Source organism: Cerasicoccus arenae (assembly GCF_014651635.1).
Taxonomy (GTDB): domain Bacteria; phylum Verrucomicrobiota; class Verrucomicrobiia; order Opitutales; family Cerasicoccaceae; genus Cerasicoccus; species Cerasicoccus arenae.
Map to the genome: position 1 here is coordinate 160,110 of NZ_BMXG01000002.1, position 16,103 is coordinate 176,212.

General features: G+C 53.3%; 17 protein-coding genes. 4 read left to right on the forward strand and 13 right to left on the reverse strand.

What is annotated here, in order from left to right:
* Positions 1-5: 5 nt before the first annotated feature.
* The 3 genes from IE065_RS02330 to IE065_RS02340 all read right to left on the reverse strand — a co-directional run bounded on the left by IE065_RS02330 (position 6) and on the right by IE065_RS02340 (position 2,843).
* Complete coding sequence (locus IE065_RS02330; RefSeq protein WP_189511443.1) at positions 6-692, reverse strand: ABC transporter ATP-binding protein; 687 nt, start codon at positions 690-692, stop codon at positions 6-8.
* A 4-nt stretch (positions 693-696) separates the two neighbouring features.
* Positions 697-1,932 carry an ABC transporter permease gene (locus tag IE065_RS02335; protein ID WP_189511445.1) on the reverse strand — a complete coding sequence of 412 codons (1,236 nt, stop codon included), beginning with the start codon at positions 1,930-1,932 and terminating at the stop codon, positions 697-699.
* A 158-nt stretch (positions 1,933-2,090) separates the two neighbouring features.
* A complete protein-coding gene (locus IE065_RS02340) occupies positions 2,091-2,843 on the reverse strand; it encodes a TVP38/TMEM64 family protein (protein WP_189511448.1) in 753 nt (250 codons plus the stop codon).
* A 129-nt stretch (positions 2,844-2,972) separates the two neighbouring features.
* On the opposite strand from IE065_RS02340, the gene IE065_RS02345 reads away from it, so the two are divergent.
* Together IE065_RS02345 and sthA are read left to right on the forward strand one after the other, a co-directional pair.
* On the forward strand, positions 2,973-3,167 hold the full coding sequence (locus IE065_RS02345; RefSeq protein ID WP_189511450.1) for a hypothetical protein: 195 nt from the start codon (positions 2,973-2,975) through the stop codon (positions 3,165-3,167).
* A gap of 104 nt (positions 3,168-3,271) precedes the next feature.
* Complete coding sequence (sthA, locus tag IE065_RS02350; protein WP_189511452.1) at positions 3,272-4,687, forward strand: Si-specific NAD(P)(+) transhydrogenase; 1,416 nt, start codon at positions 3,272-3,274, stop codon at positions 4,685-4,687.
* Between the two features lie 3 nt (positions 4,688-4,690).
* Here the strand turns inward: sthA and IE065_RS02355 are convergent, their stop codons facing one another.
* The 4 genes from IE065_RS02355 to IE065_RS02370 all read right to left on the reverse strand — a co-directional run bounded on the left by IE065_RS02355 (position 4,691) and on the right by IE065_RS02370 (position 8,123).
* A complete protein-coding gene (locus IE065_RS02355) occupies positions 4,691-5,341 on the reverse strand; it encodes a hypothetical protein (RefSeq protein ID WP_189511454.1) in 651 nt (216 codons plus the stop codon).
* Between the two features lie 90 nt (positions 5,342-5,431).
* Entirely contained in the window at positions 5,432-5,989 is a 558-nt protein-coding gene (locus IE065_RS02360; protein ID WP_189511456.1) for a rhodanese-like domain-containing protein, read from the reverse strand.
* Between the two features lie 96 nt (positions 5,990-6,085).
* Positions 6,086-6,694: a DNA-binding transcriptional response regulator gene (locus IE065_RS02365; RefSeq protein ID WP_189511458.1), complete on the reverse strand. Its 609-nt coding sequence runs from the start codon at positions 6,692-6,694 to the stop codon at positions 6,086-6,088.
* A gap of 154 nt (positions 6,695-6,848) precedes the next feature.
* Entirely contained in the window at positions 6,849-8,123 is a 1,275-nt protein-coding gene (locus IE065_RS02370; protein WP_189511460.1) for a serine hydrolase domain-containing protein, read from the reverse strand.
* 208 nt (positions 8,124-8,331) lie between these two features.
* On the opposite strand from IE065_RS02370, the gene IE065_RS02375 reads away from it, so the two are divergent.
* A complete protein-coding gene (locus IE065_RS02375; protein ID WP_189511462.1) occupies positions 8,332-9,525 on the forward strand; it encodes a hypothetical protein in 1,194 nt (397 codons plus the stop codon).
* A 49-nt stretch (positions 9,526-9,574) separates the two neighbouring features.
* Positions 9,575-10,951 carry a sigma-54 interaction domain-containing protein gene (locus IE065_RS02380; RefSeq protein ID WP_189511463.1) on the forward strand — a complete coding sequence of 459 codons (1,377 nt, stop codon included), beginning with the start codon at positions 9,575-9,577 and terminating at the stop codon, positions 10,949-10,951.
* Between the two features lie 185 nt (positions 10,952-11,136).
* Here IE065_RS02380 and IE065_RS02385 read toward each other — a convergent pair whose 3' ends face one another.
* The 6 genes from IE065_RS02385 to lpxK all read right to left on the reverse strand — a co-directional run bounded on the left by IE065_RS02385 (position 11,137) and on the right by lpxK (position 16,044).
* The gene (locus IE065_RS02385) at positions 11,137-11,664 is read right to left on the reverse strand and encodes a gamma carbonic anhydrase family protein (protein WP_189511464.1); all 528 of its coding nucleotides are present in this window, start codon (positions 11,662-11,664) and stop codon (positions 11,137-11,139) included.
* Between the two features lie 357 nt (positions 11,665-12,021).
* A complete protein-coding gene (locus IE065_RS02390; protein WP_189511465.1) occupies positions 12,022-12,609 on the reverse strand; it encodes a hypothetical protein in 588 nt (195 codons plus the stop codon).
* Between the two features lie 104 nt (positions 12,610-12,713).
* Positions 12,714-13,043, reverse strand: a complete 330-nt coding sequence (locus IE065_RS02395) for a hypothetical protein (protein ID WP_189511466.1) — start codon at positions 13,041-13,043, stop codon at positions 12,714-12,716.
* 113 nt (positions 13,044-13,156) lie between these two features.
* Positions 13,157-14,278, reverse strand: coding sequence for a calcium:cation antiporter (locus IE065_RS02400; RefSeq protein WP_189511467.1), 1,122 nt, complete (start codon positions 14,276-14,278; stop codon positions 13,157-13,159).
* Between the two features lie 52 nt (positions 14,279-14,330).
* Positions 14,331-14,759 (reverse strand): hypothetical protein, encoded by a 429-nt coding sequence (locus IE065_RS02405; RefSeq protein ID WP_189511468.1) that lies wholly within the window; start codon positions 14,757-14,759, stop codon positions 14,331-14,333.
* Between the two features lie 46 nt (positions 14,760-14,805).
* Positions 14,806-16,044, reverse strand: coding sequence for a tetraacyldisaccharide 4'-kinase (lpxK, locus tag IE065_RS02410; protein ID WP_189511469.1), 1,239 nt, complete (start codon positions 16,042-16,044; stop codon positions 14,806-14,808).
* Between the last annotated feature and the right edge of the window lie 59 nt (positions 16,045-16,103).

Sequence of the window (16,103 nt, forward strand, 5' to 3'; positions counted from 1 at the left end):
TCTGCTCAAGCGTTCTCAAACCGCCCGTTGTGGAGCATTAGGCAGCGGTCGGTCTGGCGGGCGAAGACGGGATTGTGCGTCACGAGGATGAGGCTCATGTCCTCTTCGCGGCAAAGGGTCAGTAAGAGCTCCATGATGTGTTCACCCGTGCGCTCGTCGAGGTTGCCCGTGGGTTCGTCGGCCAAGATTAGCGGAGGCTGGTTCATCAGGGCGCGGGCGACGGCCACGCGTTGCTTTTCACCGCCAGATAGCTTGCTGGGGATTTGCTTGGCGCGATCGGCCAAGCCGACGCGTTCCAATAGGGCTTCAGCGCGCAAGCGATCTTCTTTGCGGACCTTGCCGACGAGCCGTCGCGCGAGCAGCACGTTTTCCACAGCGCTTAGCTCAGGCATTAAATAGTAAGCCTGAAAGACAAAGCCCATGAAGGTGGCACGTTGGCGGGCGCGCCAGTCTGCGGGCTTCATTAAGGCGTTTTCACCGGCCCAGAACAGCTCCCCGCTATCGGGGTTTTCGAGCACGGAGAGCAGGTAGAGCAGGGTGGTCTTGCCCGCACCGGACTCACCTCGGATGGAGAGGCTTTCTCCGTAGGCTAGGGCGACGTTGGCCTCATCAAGCACTTGCACGGGCTTCGTTGGCGTGGCGAAGGTTTTGGAGAGCCCGCGGGCTTCTAGAATGGCGTTGTTTTCGGTCATGGCGTCATTCTGCGCGGATGGCGTCCGAGGGTTTCATACGGGCGGCACGCCAGGCAGGATACAGTCCGGCGACTCCACCAATAAACAGGCAGAAGAGGAAAATTAGGGCGAAATCGCCTGCTTCGTAGGACACAGGCAAGTCGGTGATGGGCAGCGGATAATGCTCCGTAAAAGCATCCCCTTGGCCAGTGGCGTAGAGCATGCCCTTGATGAGCGCTCCGCGTGAGCCAATCAGCGCAAAGGCCAGTACGGTGCCGACCACGCACCCCCCCATGCTGACGAGCATGCCGTCCAGACAGAAAATCGCGGCGAGCTGTCGGGTGCGTCCACCCATGGCGTGCAGGAGGCCGATTTCCCGCGTTTTTTGGAGTGCTGTCACGATCAGAATCGCGCTGATACAGAACCCGGCGATGATTAGGATAACGAACAGCAGGAACAGCATGATCGTCTTTTCAAATTGGAGCAGGAACAACAGGTTTTCGTTGGCCTCCATCCAAGTTAGCGTTTGGAAATTTCCGCCCAATTCTTGCTCCAAGCCACGAGCAAATTGGAAGACATTGTCTGGGTCGTCGATTAGCAACATGATGCCGTGGATGCCGTCTTCGAGCCCGTAAAGCTCTTGCATGGTGCGCCGGGTAACGATGATCGTGTTGTTGTCCACGTCGTTAAAGCCTGACTCAAAAATTCCGCATACCGTGAGCTCCATTGGCAGGGGCACCTCGTCGCGCTTGAGCTGCTCCAACATGAGTGGGGAATAGAGATTAATGAGGTCGCCGATACTGACCTTAAGCTGCTGCGCCACTCCCATGCTGACGACGACACGCTGATCGTCAAATTCCTCCAGGCCGCCTTGGATAATGTAATCCTCCAGCGGGACGACTTGATTTTCCTCCCAAGGATTTAAGCCCATGATCTTCGGGAAGGCTGGGCGATTCCCATACTGCATCATGAGCATACCCGTGGTGTAAGGCGTTGCGGCGATTACTTCAGGGTGCCCCCGCAGGGTCGTTAGGAGCTCCTCGTAATCGTAAATAATGCTGCCCGTGAAGACATGGGCGTGGCCGAATGTCTCCGAGACTTTGCTACGAATGCGGTCGCCGAGGCCATTCATTACGCTGGCAAATACAATCAGGATCGCCACGCCTAGCGCCACGCCAATGATAGAAATCCACGCGAAGAAAGATGCCGCCCTTCCGGTCGGAAATAGTTGTTTGAACGCTAGATACAGATACCAGGGCATCGCGGAAAAGTTAGCAGTGAGACAACGCTTGGCCTTCGGCGCAAGCTTAGAGCCACTGTCCATCAACACGTTATTTTATTTGCTCAAAAGACGGATCGGGCAAGGAGAGCCTGCTGACAAGCGATGAGTGGGCGGGTTCCCCCTTTGATCGCCTTGACTTAGGCCTCATCGATCTTTTCGGCTCCGTTGATTTCCTTTTCGGCTTCGATGAGGGCTTTGCGGGCAGTATGCCCGATGTAGGCTGAGCCAGCAATGGCGGCGATTAAGCCCACGTAAATCTCGATGTCTTGCAAGCCAAAGTGGTGCTTGGGTTTATTGGTCGTGTTGGCCCAGTGGACTGCGGCATAACCTAGATACATGGACGCAAAGGCCACCGGCAAGATGCCAGTCGTCGCAGCGAGAAATCGGCTAAAACGCATGGAGCTGACGCCCATCAGGTAGGTCACGGGGGAGGCCGGGATCGGTGCCATGCGGATTAGAAAGAGCAACTGAGCTCCACGAAGCTCAATGGCTTTGTTTAAAATACGCATTTTGGGTCGGTGCATCATCCATTTCTCGACTCGACTACGCAGTAAGTGGCGAGACACGAGGAAGATGATAGACTGGCTGGTCATTGTGGCAATGATCAGGTAAAGTGTGCCCCACCAGAGCCCAAAAATCATTCCCGCCGCGATGAATAATACATCCATCGGAAAGCAGATCAGGGTGAGCAGGCAAACCAGCAGAATGTAGAATACGGGTGCCCAGATTCCCTGATCGCGGATCCAATTCTCCGCAGCTGGCAGGTGCGGCGCAATTTTGTCCAGTAGCAGAATAACCGCCAGGATGACCGCAATCGCCGTCAGCACGCGTATGACGGTTGTCCGCGTTAGACGGTTTTTTGGGGGGTGTCCCTGGCTCAGATTGTTCATTAATTGCTTATTTTTCCTGTTTTATAAGAAATATTTATTATGCCCGTAAAAAAAGAAGAAACTTTTACTAGGGAAGGAAGTCTTTATTGTAATTACACGTTTTAACGCATATAAGTGTTGTTTTAAATCATGGGCCTTATTTTTGAAGTCAAGCCACACAAGGGCGGCGGTCTCGTCGCAACTTGCCACACTGAAAGTATCTACACTCAGGGGGTTGATATGAAGGAGTTACACTCCAATATCAACACCGCGGTGGATGAGCGTTTTTTGGGGCGTGAGCGACCTATAGCTCGTGATATTCACCTGCTTGTGTCGCAGGATTAGCGGGTGGCAATGCGCCTAGATTGATACAATAGCGCGATAATTCCCGAAAGCAGGCCTTTTCGAGCTTCCCATGTGCGGGAGATTCGCTTTACCGTGACCGCGCCATGAAGCACTATGATTTAATTGTCATCGGGTCCGGACCCGCAGGGGAAAAAGCAGCGGTTAAGGCCGCCTATCACGGTAAAAGCGTGGCCGTTGTGGAGAAGGAGTCCATGCTAGGCGGCGCTGGCACCAACACGGGTACGCTACCCTCGAAAACCCTCAAGGAAACAGCACTCTACTACTCTGGTATCAACGAATCCGGCTTGTTCGGCGTTGATAAGGAACTCAAGAGAGCTGCTGACGCGGAAGATTTTTTCTTCCGCAAAAATGAAGTGCAGGATTGGCAGGAGCTCGGGATCGAGAAAAATTTCGTCCTGCACAATATCGACGTTTACAAGGGCAAGGGCACAGTCATCAACCCGAATCGTGTGCAGGTGGTTGGCGTTGACGATGCGTTGCTCGAAGCGGACTTCATTTTGATCGCCACGGGTTCGTATCCCTTCCAGCCAGAGGGCATCCCCTTTGACGGAAAATTCGTCCACGATTCAGACACGATTTTAAGCATCAAAGGTATCCCGAAGTCGATGGTCATCGTTGGCGCGGGCGTCATTGGCTGCGAATACGCCACAATTTTTGCGGTCATGGGCACCAAGGTGAAACTGGTCAATGGTCATGGCGACATCCTGACCTTCCTCGACCCGGAAATTCGTGATCAACTGGTCGATAGCATGGAGCACGACAACATCGAATTCGTTCTTAATCAGCGTATTGAGAAGGTGGAGATTTTACCTGAAGATCATGAATTTAACGTGCACGCCAAGCTGTCAGACGGCGATCCGATTCAGGCGGACATGTTTTTGTATGCAGCGGGTCGTTCAGGCCAGTCTGCAGGCTTAGGTTTGGCGGAAGTCGGGGTGGAAATCGGTAGCCGCGGCAATATCGTGGTTGATAAGGAGTATCGCTCCGCAGTCCCAAGTATTTTTGCCGTGGGCGACGTCATTGGCTTCCCTGCACTCGCTAGTACAGGCATGGATCAGGGCCGCGTTGCGGTTTCCCATATGTTTGGTTTTGGTGACCAAGTTCAACTGACTGAGCATTTTCCTTACGGTATTTATACGATCCCCGAAGTGAGTGTTTATGGTCTGACTGAGGAAGAGGCCAAGCAGCAGGGCTACGAGTGTGTTGTCGGGCGCGCGCGCTATGTTGATATGCCACGTGGTAAGATCATGGGTGTCAAACGCGGTATGCTCAAGATGGTCGTCGACAAGAAGACTGAGCGCGTGCTAGGTGTCCACATTATTGGCAAAATCGCCACCGAGCTCGTTCATTATGGGATGGCGTTGGTTGATAGCAAGGCGACCATTGAGACTGTGATCAACCGGGTTTACAACATGCCGACCCTGCACGAACTCTATAAGTATGCCGCCTACAATGTTTTGATCGAAGGCCATTACCTCGACGCGCCCACTGGGCACTGAGGATTAAACGATGGTCGCTTGCGAGGGACGGCTCTCGTGCTTTCGGCAGAATGTGTCAATTGGCGCAATCATGGCGTCCACGTATTGCTCCCAGTCGGCCTTGGCGACGCCTAGGTCGACTTCGTCATCAAAGCTCATGTTGCCTTTCTGTTTTTTCACCTGAGAGCCTAATCCACTGCCGAGCATATAGCCTACCAGCCCGCCTCCAAGCCAACCGATGATGAAGAGCCCGGCTGTTAGCAAGAGGTTTACGCGCTGGATCAGCAGGGCTTGCCCGATGAACCCAAGCACGCCGATTACAGCGGCCCCAATCAGGCCAAAAGTCTTTTCAAACCCCTTGGTGACCGACACTTCGGCAATATCTGCCTCCATTCTCCGATGATTCATCGAACTGAGGCTAATCTGTATGTAGCGAAAGCGTTCTCCACTGGAGAGGACATCGACGTCTTGTCTAAACTGAGCGTTGCACGAGAGCGTGGCGTTTTTGGCTTGGACGGCGCACGGCCCAGTTTGAACAAACTGCCAACCATGCTCGGGGAGTAGATGATCGATGAGCCCTTGATGCAGGAGGCTGTACAGCGCACTTGAATCTTCTTCTAACTGGGCTTCATCAAGGCGATCAGGGATGATTTTGCGTGTGTAGCGAATGGCCATGTGGTGATGTATCTGTATTGCGGATTCGGATAATGTATTTTCCACAATGTTGATACAATCGTCATTAGCAGACGAGACATTTTCGCACCTCTATTCGACTTCAGTGCCTGAGAAGGGCAGGCGGGTATTGTTTACGTCGAGTAGTGGCCCAAGCTCGTAAATATTCTCGTAGCCATAGGCGCGTAGCGAGGCTTGGGTGTTGAGGTTCAGCGATGCGAGTACTGACTTGGATGCGAAGGACCGTGGGCTGTTGAGGAAGTTGTTGTTACAGTAGATGAGAACCTTTGTATCCGAGTCGGGAATGATGGCCATAAGGGTCTCGGCGGTAAACTCGGTGAAGGGCAAATTGACTGCGCCTTGAATGTGACGAAGCTCGTAATTGGCCGCGCTACGAGCGTCCAGTAGGATGTATTCACCACTGTTAATGGCTTGGAGGAACTCTTCCTCGGTTAAGCGGTTCTTTTCGCGGACATCTTGGGAGGAGGTGACGATTTCGACGAAGCCCTGGGCGTCAATTAGCTCATTGGGAATGGGCTGCGTTGGATTGGCCGAGGCCAACAGGAATTCATTCAGAATTGTGATTTGGGCAATGCCTGGAGTGGCATGGAGGAGAAGCGCGAGCGCGCCGAGTATGAGTGGCTGATTCATGCCGTAAGCATAGCATGTGCGGCGGGCCGAGTTGTCAGGGATTTGTCAGAATGTCGTAAGCTTTTTCGGCAGGAGGTTAAACCTGCGGTGCTGTAGCTAATCCTTGCCCGTCAACTTACTGAAAATGACGGAGGTCAGGCCCTTGCGCTTCACTGGAGGCGAGCTATCGCTGCTTGCAGCAGAGAGCTGCCCAGCATCCACCGGTTGTTTTTTAGGTGGAGGAGCTGGTGGCTCAGGATCGGCGTTTTCAGTATCTTGGGTACTGGCCGATGGGGGCATGGGAGGCTGTGTCGCGCGTTGTGGTGGCGTAGGCGGTGAGCCCTGGCGCTTAAACGGTGGCTGTGCCGTGATCATGTAATGCTCGCGTAGCTTTTGCATGACCTGTCGGTAGAGCAACGGTTTGGTGAAAAAGGGGATTTTCGCGTTACGAAGCGTATTTTCGTCATCGGGAGAGAGGCATCCGGAAACGACCGCTAGCTTGATGCTCGGGTAGAGTTGCTTGACCTCAAGCAGGTAGTCAATCCCCCGCCCATCAGGCAATCGATGGTCCGCAATAATCAAGTGGAGCGTCTGCCAGAGTTCATCGACAATATCCCGGGCTTCCGAGAGGTCGAGGGCTGGGTAAATGGTATGACCCAATTTGCGCAATTGCTCCGCCCCAATTGCGCTCAGTTCAACTTCGTCCTCAAGGAATAAAATATTCATTTGATCCCGCCAAATTATACAGGAGCTACGTGTGTTTCTAGTGACAAATAAGTGAAAAGCTGGCTGTTTATGAAGTGAATCTCCATCTCTATTGATAAACTACAGCACGAGCAGAATTCAAGCCAGATCAAAAAAATGCTGGTGACAAGAAAAGTTATTTGGTCACGGATTCGCTCGCCACAGACGGTGCTGGTGAGCGTTGGCGGGAATCTTTGAGGGTTTCAGCCAATCCAAGGGCCACGGCTTGAATCAAACGCTCGGCATCCCCCCCCCCCGCATTGGTCAGAACGATAAAACCAGTGCGATAGGCTGGGTAAAATCCAATGGTGGCAGATTGCTCCCCATACTGGCCACTGGCTAGTATGACTTCGGTTTCCGCGTGGTAGATCCGGGTCCAGCCCAGTCCGCGATGGTCGGTGTTTTGGGCGGCGGCGGGCTGCCAGCGCTCACGAACACTAACGTTGGGTGCGATGCGTTTGCCGCTGGGGGCGATACCTTGGTTTAGCTCAGTCTGGAGCCAGCATGTTGCTTCGCGCAGTGACATTTTAAGGCCTAGCAGTGGCGCGAGCGGGTTGCGCTCAGGCTCTTCCACGTATGCGGGGTTGTAGCCAAAATCTGCTGGGCTGTGCCCAACGGCAACATTGCCTTTTTCCTTGGCTGTGCGACTGGAAAAAGTCGCGCGAGTCATGCCGAGGGGCGTCATCAAATGCTCTTGGGCTACGTCAATGTAGTTGCTGTAGATATTGCGCCTCTGGTTGCCAATGGCCATCGCAACTAAATAGCCGCCGATCGTGGCGCTGATCTGGCTGGCGCGGTAACGCTCGCCGGGTGGTGACATGACTGGCGCTTGGCCCAACAGAGCAAAGACATCCTCGGGTTGTGCCCAGAGCGGATCCAGAATTTCGTCGGTGTAGGGTGGTGCGCCTGCCGTCATCGTTAACAGGTCGCGAATACGGCAATTTTGCTGAGCACGTGCGTCCGTCATGCGAAATAGCTGGCTGACAGTGGTGGCTCGGCGGTCATAAATGGGGTTCGCTGGTAAATCCGCAGTGGCAGCGAGCAAGGTGGTAAATGCCAGAGTCGCTTCACCAAAGTTAAAAAGCGTATCTGCGTCAATCGGTTCGTTTTCTCTCACGTTGCGCTTACCTACACAAAGCTCGTAAACGAGCCCGTCACCCTGAACGACGCCAATGGCAGCACCTGGTAATTGGTAGTCGCTGATTAGTTCCTGCCAATATCGCCCAATGTTATCCAATGCGGCGGGGCTAATGGCTGGCTGTTCTGCTGTTTCCGGTAAAATGCGAACGGGGGCCAGATCCACAGGATCAATTCGGTGACTAAGTTCAATTTTCTCCTGGGCCAGTGTGCTGGTCACTCCAATCGTAAGCAGCAATGTCGCTATTCCAGCGATACGAGCAGTTGGTTTCATAAGGTGGCGATAGCGAGCGGAAATCATGCCGATGCAGGGTGTATAGATGTTAACCTGATAAAATGCAAGGGGTGGAGTCAGACAACCGGCGAATTGATTGTGTTCATTCAGATTAAGAACAAGTTTGCATCAAACGGAATCCGGTATTGAGCTTACGCCGACTTTAACCAAGTATTTATCTTTCACCTGAACCTGTATTTATCGATTCATGCTGAGTCGTCTTTCTCTACTCTCCATCCTACTATCGTTAACGGTGCTGCCTTCTCTTCGTGGGCAGTTGGTTGCCTATGAAGGTTTCCAATACCCTGTTACTAGGCAGACACCTTCATTGTGGCCGGTCACGAACAAGGCACCCGATGGTCAGCCGCTTAAGTATTTTAGTGAGCTGGATACTCATGCGTCCCGCGCGCCGCATGACTACACCATGCAGATACTCAACGGGAGCATACCGACAAAAGGTTCGGCATTTCCATTCAAGGCTGAAGGGAATTCGCTCAGTTGGGTCCGCGAATGGATGGACGCCTATGGCACGATTGATCCAAATTTCCAATTCGACACGTCCAGTGATAATTCAGCGATTTACCTGAGCTTCATCATTCGCGCGAATAAGAGTGCCAACTCATTACGGCAGATCACGGTGGCCTTCAGCAATGGCAGTAGCCACCGCCTACAGGTGGGCGTCGATGACTCCAGTAATACTGGTTCCGCGCGCTTCTTCGCTTGTGCCGCGAGCCCACAGCCGAATCGCGAATATAGCAAACGAGAGTTTCTCTACGACACGACCTATTTCATCGTCGCGAAAATTTCGACCTCATCCAGAGGTAAGGACATGGTCCGAATGGTTGCCTATGGTCCGGGAGAAAAGGTCCCAGGTTCCGATTCCCGCATTAGTTGGCTCGTAGAAGTGGGTGATTGGACTGATTTCCTTGTTACTGATGTCGCCATCTCGCTCTACGGAGGGGATGCTGGCGGGGTGATGATCGACGAACTCCGAATTGGGTCCAATTGGGCTTCGGTCGCCGTTGCCCCTAAATCGGATGTTGTGGCAAAGTCGGAGACAGCTGACACATCAGCAGGCTCTGCTGACACAATGCCCGAAACGGATTCTGGCGAGTCGATTGTTGAGGCAGAGAAATCATCTCCAATCGTGCTGGTGCTCATCGGGCTGGGCATTATTGGGTTTTTCGCAGGCGGTGTCGCGTTCTACCTGTTTGTTTTAAAGCCAAGCAAAGATGGCCCATCAAAACCGAAGTCTGCGCCGATCAAGCCGGCTTCGAAGCCGACCTCTGCCGAGACCAAGGCAGACCCAGTCCCTCCCAGTGCACCAACTGATGACGAAGAGCCGCCAAAGTCGAAAGGCCCAGCGCCTCGCAAACCTATAAAACCGCCCCCTCCCAAGTAAATCGGTTGCTGCTTTCGGTCTGAACCGGAGGTGCTTCCATGCATGATCCATGCGACTGTCTGTTCTATCATCCGACGAGATTCCAACTTCTCTACTACAGCATTTGAAAGCTCTGGAGCATCATTTGCAGGTGGAGGATTTTGATCGGATACGGTCGCTGGATAGTAGCTCGTTAGACATCGTCCATTTGGTGTCATCAAAGGAGTTTGATACGATGGATTGGGCGGAAAATCGAGTTCGCCTAGCCCGCGCCAGCCGGTTTTATCTGGTGTATGGCAAAGGGTTGAGCTCCCGTCAGATCGTGGATGCGGTCCGCGACGGCGCACATGATGTCGTTGATCTGTCGGAAAATCGTGAGCGTTGGCAGCAAGCTTTAGAGTCGGCTGCTCAAGCTCAGGCGCTCTGGTGGCAGCTTTATGGTGCCCAGGGAGAAATGGATGAACGTAAGCTCGTTGGGCGATCCCAAGCGATGCAGGCGCTCCGAGATTCCATCCAGCGGATCGGGCCGACGGACGCGACGGTGCTGATTATGGGGGAGTCTGGCACGGGTAAAGAACTCGTAGCGGAATCAATCCACGACACGTCTGGGCGTGCGCCTTTTGTCACGGTTAACTGTGCTGCGATCCCTGCTGAATTAATGGAAAGCGAACTCTTTGGGGCTGAAAAGGGCGCTTTTACGGGGGCGGTCCGCAACAAGCCCGGTTTGGTGGAGGAGGCTGCAGGAGGTACGCTGTTTCTTGATGAAATCGGGGAACTCGCGCTTAATCTCCAACCGAAGCTGCTCCGTTTCTTGGAAACACGTCGTGCCCGCCGGGTTGGCAGCACCAAGGAGTATGTTTCGGAAGTCCGCGTGATATCTGCTACCAACCGTGATTTGCGTGCCGAATCGCAGAAAGGGGAGTTCCGCCTGGATCTATTTTACCGTCTCTCTGAGGTGATTCAAAACACGGCTCCGCTGCGTTCGCGGCCTGAGGATATTCCGGATTTATCGCGCGTTTTTCTAGTGGGGGCAGCGGTGCGATTAGGGAAGAATTTCGATTCAATGGAACCGGAGCTAATCTCTCGCATGCAGCAGTACAGCTGGCCTGGGAACGTTCGTGAACTCCGGCAAAACATTGAGCGTATGGCGATTTACTACGATGGCCCTGTGATGCGCAGCACGTGGTGGACACCGCCGCTCCCGCCCGAAAAGCAAGTGACCAAGCATCCCTTTGTGCCACAGCATCGTGAGCAGAAAAATTCGGCTGATCCGTTCCGCGAAATGTCCCGCAATCCCTTTCCACCACGGACGCTCAACCGGATGGAGAAGCTGGAATATGCCCGGCGTTTATTGGAAGAGAGTGGGGGGGATTTGACCTGGACGGCGTCTCAATTGGGCATCCATCCGACGACGCTCTATCGCTGGCGGAAAGATGGGAAAGTTTGAGGGGGGGGTAAAATGTCACCAATCGCCCCCAGGCCAATAAACATGCTCGATTCGAGCGTTTTTGGACGTTTTTCAGTAAATTCAGACTGATACTTTTATTACATTTTTGGGCTATATGAGGCTGGAAAATGGAAACTAGAGCAAAGTTAGATGAGAATCCGTTCTCAAAAAACTGCTTGTTACGCCTAGATTTTGCGTTGTTTGAAGGCGGCGCTGACCTCCACGTATTTTTCGGCCCAGGCGCGGAGCTTGGATTGTTCGGCGACGGTCAGGGTTTTGACGATTTTGCCCGGGACACCCATAATGACGGAGCCTTCGGGGGCCTGGAAATTCTTGGTAACGAGCGCCTTGGCCCCGACAATGGAACGTGGGCCAATGACAGCGCCGTCAAGTATCGTGCTGTGCATGCCGATCAGCGCTTCGTCGCCAATGGCGCAGGCGTGGATCATCGCCAGATGGCCAATGGTCACATAATCGCCGACTTCGACGCCGTAATCGTCGGCGAGGTGGACGATGCTGCCGTCCTGCACATTGGAGCCTTCACCAATGGCGATGGAGTTGATGTCCCCGCGTAAAACGGCACCGGGCCAGATGCTGGAAAACGCCTTGAGCGTGACGTCGCCAATCAGGGTAGCCTGCGGCGAGACATAGGCGTCGGGGTGGATTTCGGGCGTCTTACCCAAGTGGTAATCGAGGCGTTCCGTAAGTGTCATGCGAACAACCCTAGCGCCCTAATATTCCGAGCGGAAGCTCAGAGATTGTTCATACTGTGCTTATTAGAGTATTTTTTAATGGCCCGATACGCCCAGCGAGATTTTGCACAACATTAGAGGGTGTGTGCGAAAAATGCGCAGCGATTTTCATGTTCAGTCGTGTTGGTTGGAGGAGCTTCCAGATGAGTAGCGCTCTAACCGTTCTTTTTCCTCTCTACTTGGTTTGGATTTTTCAGCATTGGCTTTGGCGAATATGAACATGCTGAAAATTATGACTGCAAAAATGAAGCCTGTGAGTGAAATAAAAGCGATCAATGAATTCATGATATTGGTTTTCGGCAGGATATTCGAGGATAGTCACGGAGCGCCAGGCTCGTTGACTACGCCGTCTGGTTCGCTCTTTTTATCGTTTTTCACGAGCTTGACTATTCCCCAGATCGAGATGCCTGCGCCTGAAATGGCTAAAAGCATCGAAAGGCCGAATCCGCCGAAAATTAATCCGAACATTTTCATTAAACCGGACTGAGAAAAGGAAAACACACGCTTATCTGAATTTCCTAATACTGAAACGGTAAGTTTACATGGACTGCTAACCTCGACATAGCCAATGCTATTCTTCGAACTGCTACCACTGCTTGAGGAGATGGAAGTATCACTGCTGAAAGCGAGGCCCTCTCCATCCTGTTTCGTTATGGTGATTTCAAGACCGTCAGGAATGCTATTTGAGCGGCTGTAACTCTTCCCGCTATAGACGGTCTGAAAATCGTTCCACAGATAGTAGCGTCCGGGTTCGGAAATCTCAACTTCTGTGGTTCCTGGAATGATGAACTGTCGCTCATCTGCCCCATCTAGGATGATAGGCAAAATGAAGGCAATCGGAACGACGAAAGTTCCTACTGCGAAGAGCAGGATGCCGACAATGAGCGTTTTAAGGCCTTTTTTCATTTTTTTGGCTGAGGTAGAAGACTGGAATGCCAGACTGTAGATTTAGTAGTTATCGAATACCCAGCGGCGAAAATGGGATTGTCCAACTCTGACTGGTCCAAATTTCATTGGTTTAAAGCTTCGCATAGCTTTAGTAGCCCAAAACCAAATATCAATAAGCATATAGCAATTATGGCGAGGAAACCATAACTCATTGCTTTACCTTTAATCGTCATAGGTTCTGATGTTACCCGTGGATCTTCTTCCATGAGCTTCACGCTGTTGAAGTCACAATCGAGATTTCGGCAAAGACCAACCCCAGATTCCAAAGCTTCATCAATTCTATCTCTGAGTTCCTTTAAGCCCTTTTCGTTTCCCATGATATGACCTTCTGGATCTCCATGCTTATCATGTATTGATACCCAAGGTTTATCATCTGTGGATTCGCGTTTCATTTAACCCTTAGAACGTGGAGGGGATGTGCGGAGAGTTGCGCGTAGCGCTACTCCAGATTGTCATTTTCAGACATGTTATGGCTTGTTTTGTTTATTTTGTCCAACGAAGTTTCTTAATCGAAGATCAGCAGGCAGTATGTTGCGAACAGGATGATGTGCACGAGGCCTTGGACGACGTTTGTCCGGCTGCTGTTGAAGTTGACCGCGGATACCGCCAGCGTCAGCACGAGTAGGACCTCCTCAGCGGGCGTGAGGCCCAGAACGACCGTCTTGGCAGTCACCATGCCGATGATCAGCACGGCGGGCACCGTCAGCCCGATGGTCGCCAAGGCCGAACCAAGGCAGATGTTCATGGAGCGCTGGAGCTTATTGAAATAGGCGGACTGGAGTGCGGCCATGCCCTCGGGTGCCAAGACCAAGATTGCCACGAGGAAGCCCCCCAAGGGCGCCGGGGCACCTGCGGTGGCGATGCCGTAGTCGATGATGACGGCGATTTTCTTGGACAGCAGAATAATCGGCAGCATCGAGAGCACGAGCAGGACGATGTGGTAAGGCACGCTGCGGATGTCGAGATCGCCGTGGTGATCATCGTCGTCTTCGTCGCCGCGAATGGCGGCCGGAGACATGAAAAACGGCTGATGCCGCATCGTTTGAATTGCTAGAAACGCGCCGTAGAGTGCGATGATCGCCACGATGATGAAGATGGCCTGAGCGGGGGAGAATGTTCCCGGAGCGGTTGCCTGGGTGAAGTTGGGTAGTATCAGCCCGAGCACCGAAAGCGGGATTAGCACCGTGAGGAAGGTGTTCGCTCCTTGCAGGTTAAACTCCTGCTGGTGGTGCTTGATGCCGCCGATAAACAGCGACAGACCAACGAGGCAGTTCAGCACAATCATGACCACGGCGAACATCATGTCCCGCCCAAGAGTCGGGTTCTCCGAGCCGGTGAGCATGACCGCGGAGACCATGATGACCTCGATGGTGATCACGGACAGGGTCAGGATCAGCGTGCCATAAGGCTCCCCCAGCTTGATCGCGAGGCAGTCCGCATGGCGCACGACGCCAAAGCTCGACCAGAGCATGATCCCGAACAACCACGCGAACAGCGCGATCGTCTTGGGCATGTTCGTGAGGTCATCGAGCCAGCCCTTGCCAAAGGCCATGAACAGCCCAGCGGTGACGAGTCCGATGATCAGGCTCAGCTCAGTGCGGTAGAATGGTTTGGTAGTAGTAGACATTTAGCGTGGAGGGGATGCGCGGAGTTTGTCATCGTCCGCCTGGTTCGCTTTCTTACTTTGGACGAACAGTGATAACCAGATTTTCTTTGAGGAAATTGGTGCTTACTGGTTCTGTTCCGTTGAAACGGATTTCTTTAATCGTCTTGGATGGTGAATCGGAATCTAGTGGATATTTGCATTCGATACGATACACGTCGTCCCCCTCCACATGGCGTAGGAACATAGGCGTAACTTCTGCTCTCTCTCCATTGGTGAAGCTTTTTGTAGCCCCCTCAGTTAATGTTGAGAGCCAGATTGTGAACGTAACTGAGGTGTCCTCAACGGTCGTAATATCCATCTCAGCCTCATATTGACGAACGTTCGCTGCACCTTTTTCAGCAAGCTTAGTCGTTTCGATCGTAGAGGTATTGTTGGCTGCTTCGTCCGACGTTTGGTCACAACCAGTAAAGAGAAGGCATAGGAGTAGGGCAATTGATTTCATGTTTTTGGAGGGCGTTGAGATGTGGCGCGTTGAGTTCCGGGGTTGGTTATCCCGCTTTTCTGCCCGTGAACGGCGAGCGGGTGCCGGTGTGGACGGATACCTTGGGGAAGCAGATGCGGGAGACGGCTTCGTCAAAGTCCTTTACGCCGCGGAGGATTTCCACCTCCAGCCGTAGGAAGTAAAAGGGTGCCTGCTCGGGGACCCAATCTTGCTTGATGCGGACGGCGTCCTTCTCGGTGGTGATGACGAGGTCGACTTGGGCTTCGTTGGCTTGGTCGAAATATTGCTCGATCTCCCAATAGGTGAAACGGTGATGGTCGAGGAAGCGGCGGTTATAGACGATCGTGGCACCTAGACGGGTCAGGAAAGCCTCGAAGCTCTCGGGCGTGGCAATGCCGCTAAAGGCCGCCACGCGCTTGCCGCGCAGCCACTCCAGCGGGTGTTGTTCGTCGCCAAAGACTGGCTGAATATACTTGGGCCGGTGGGTGCATTCGATGATTTCGGCGTCGGGCTTGTATTGGTGGATCAGGTCTTCGAGCTCCGGGTCGGGCACGCCGTCACTCTTGGTCAGGAAGACGTAGGAGGCGCGCTGGAGGTGCTTGACGGGCTCGCGGAGGATGCCGCGCGGAAGCAGGTTCTGGTTGCCGAAAGGGTTGTTTTTGTCGACCATCAGCAGGTTGAGCTGGCCGCGCAGCGGGAGGTATTGGAAGCCGTCATCGAGCAGAAGTGTGTCGGCCCCGAAATGGCGGATGGCGTACTCGCCGGCCTTGACGCGATTCTTGTCTACCAGCACGACGACGCCGGGCAGATTTCGGGCGAGCATGTAAGGCTCATCCCCGGCGACATGGGAGTCGAGGAGGATATTTTCGCCGTCGCTGACGATTTTTGGGGGCGGGGCTTGCCGATGGGTGATCCAGCGCATGAAGCGACGGTGCAGCGGTTCTTTTTTACTGCCATAACCCCGGCTGAGGATGGCCACCTTGCGCCCACGCTCTTGCAGGGAGCGGGCAAATTTTTCCACTACGGGCGTCTTACCAGTGCCGCCGACGGTCAGGTTACCCACGACGACGACGAGGCAGCCAAGGGGCTGGTCACGCATAACGCGTTTGTTGTAGAGGAAGTATCGGGTTTGGACGATGGCGCTGAAAATCATGGACAAGGCCCGGAGGAAGCCCCCGTATAACTTCTCAATGCGCCCATGTCGGCGGTCGAAGGCCACGTCGATGGTGAATTCTTCGAGCCGCTCAAGGCGATGTTTCCAGCGTTCTTTAAATGAGAGGTCCATGAGGAGTGCGCAATTATTACCATGAACGAACTGCCTCGTATGGGAAGCTGATTCCGCGA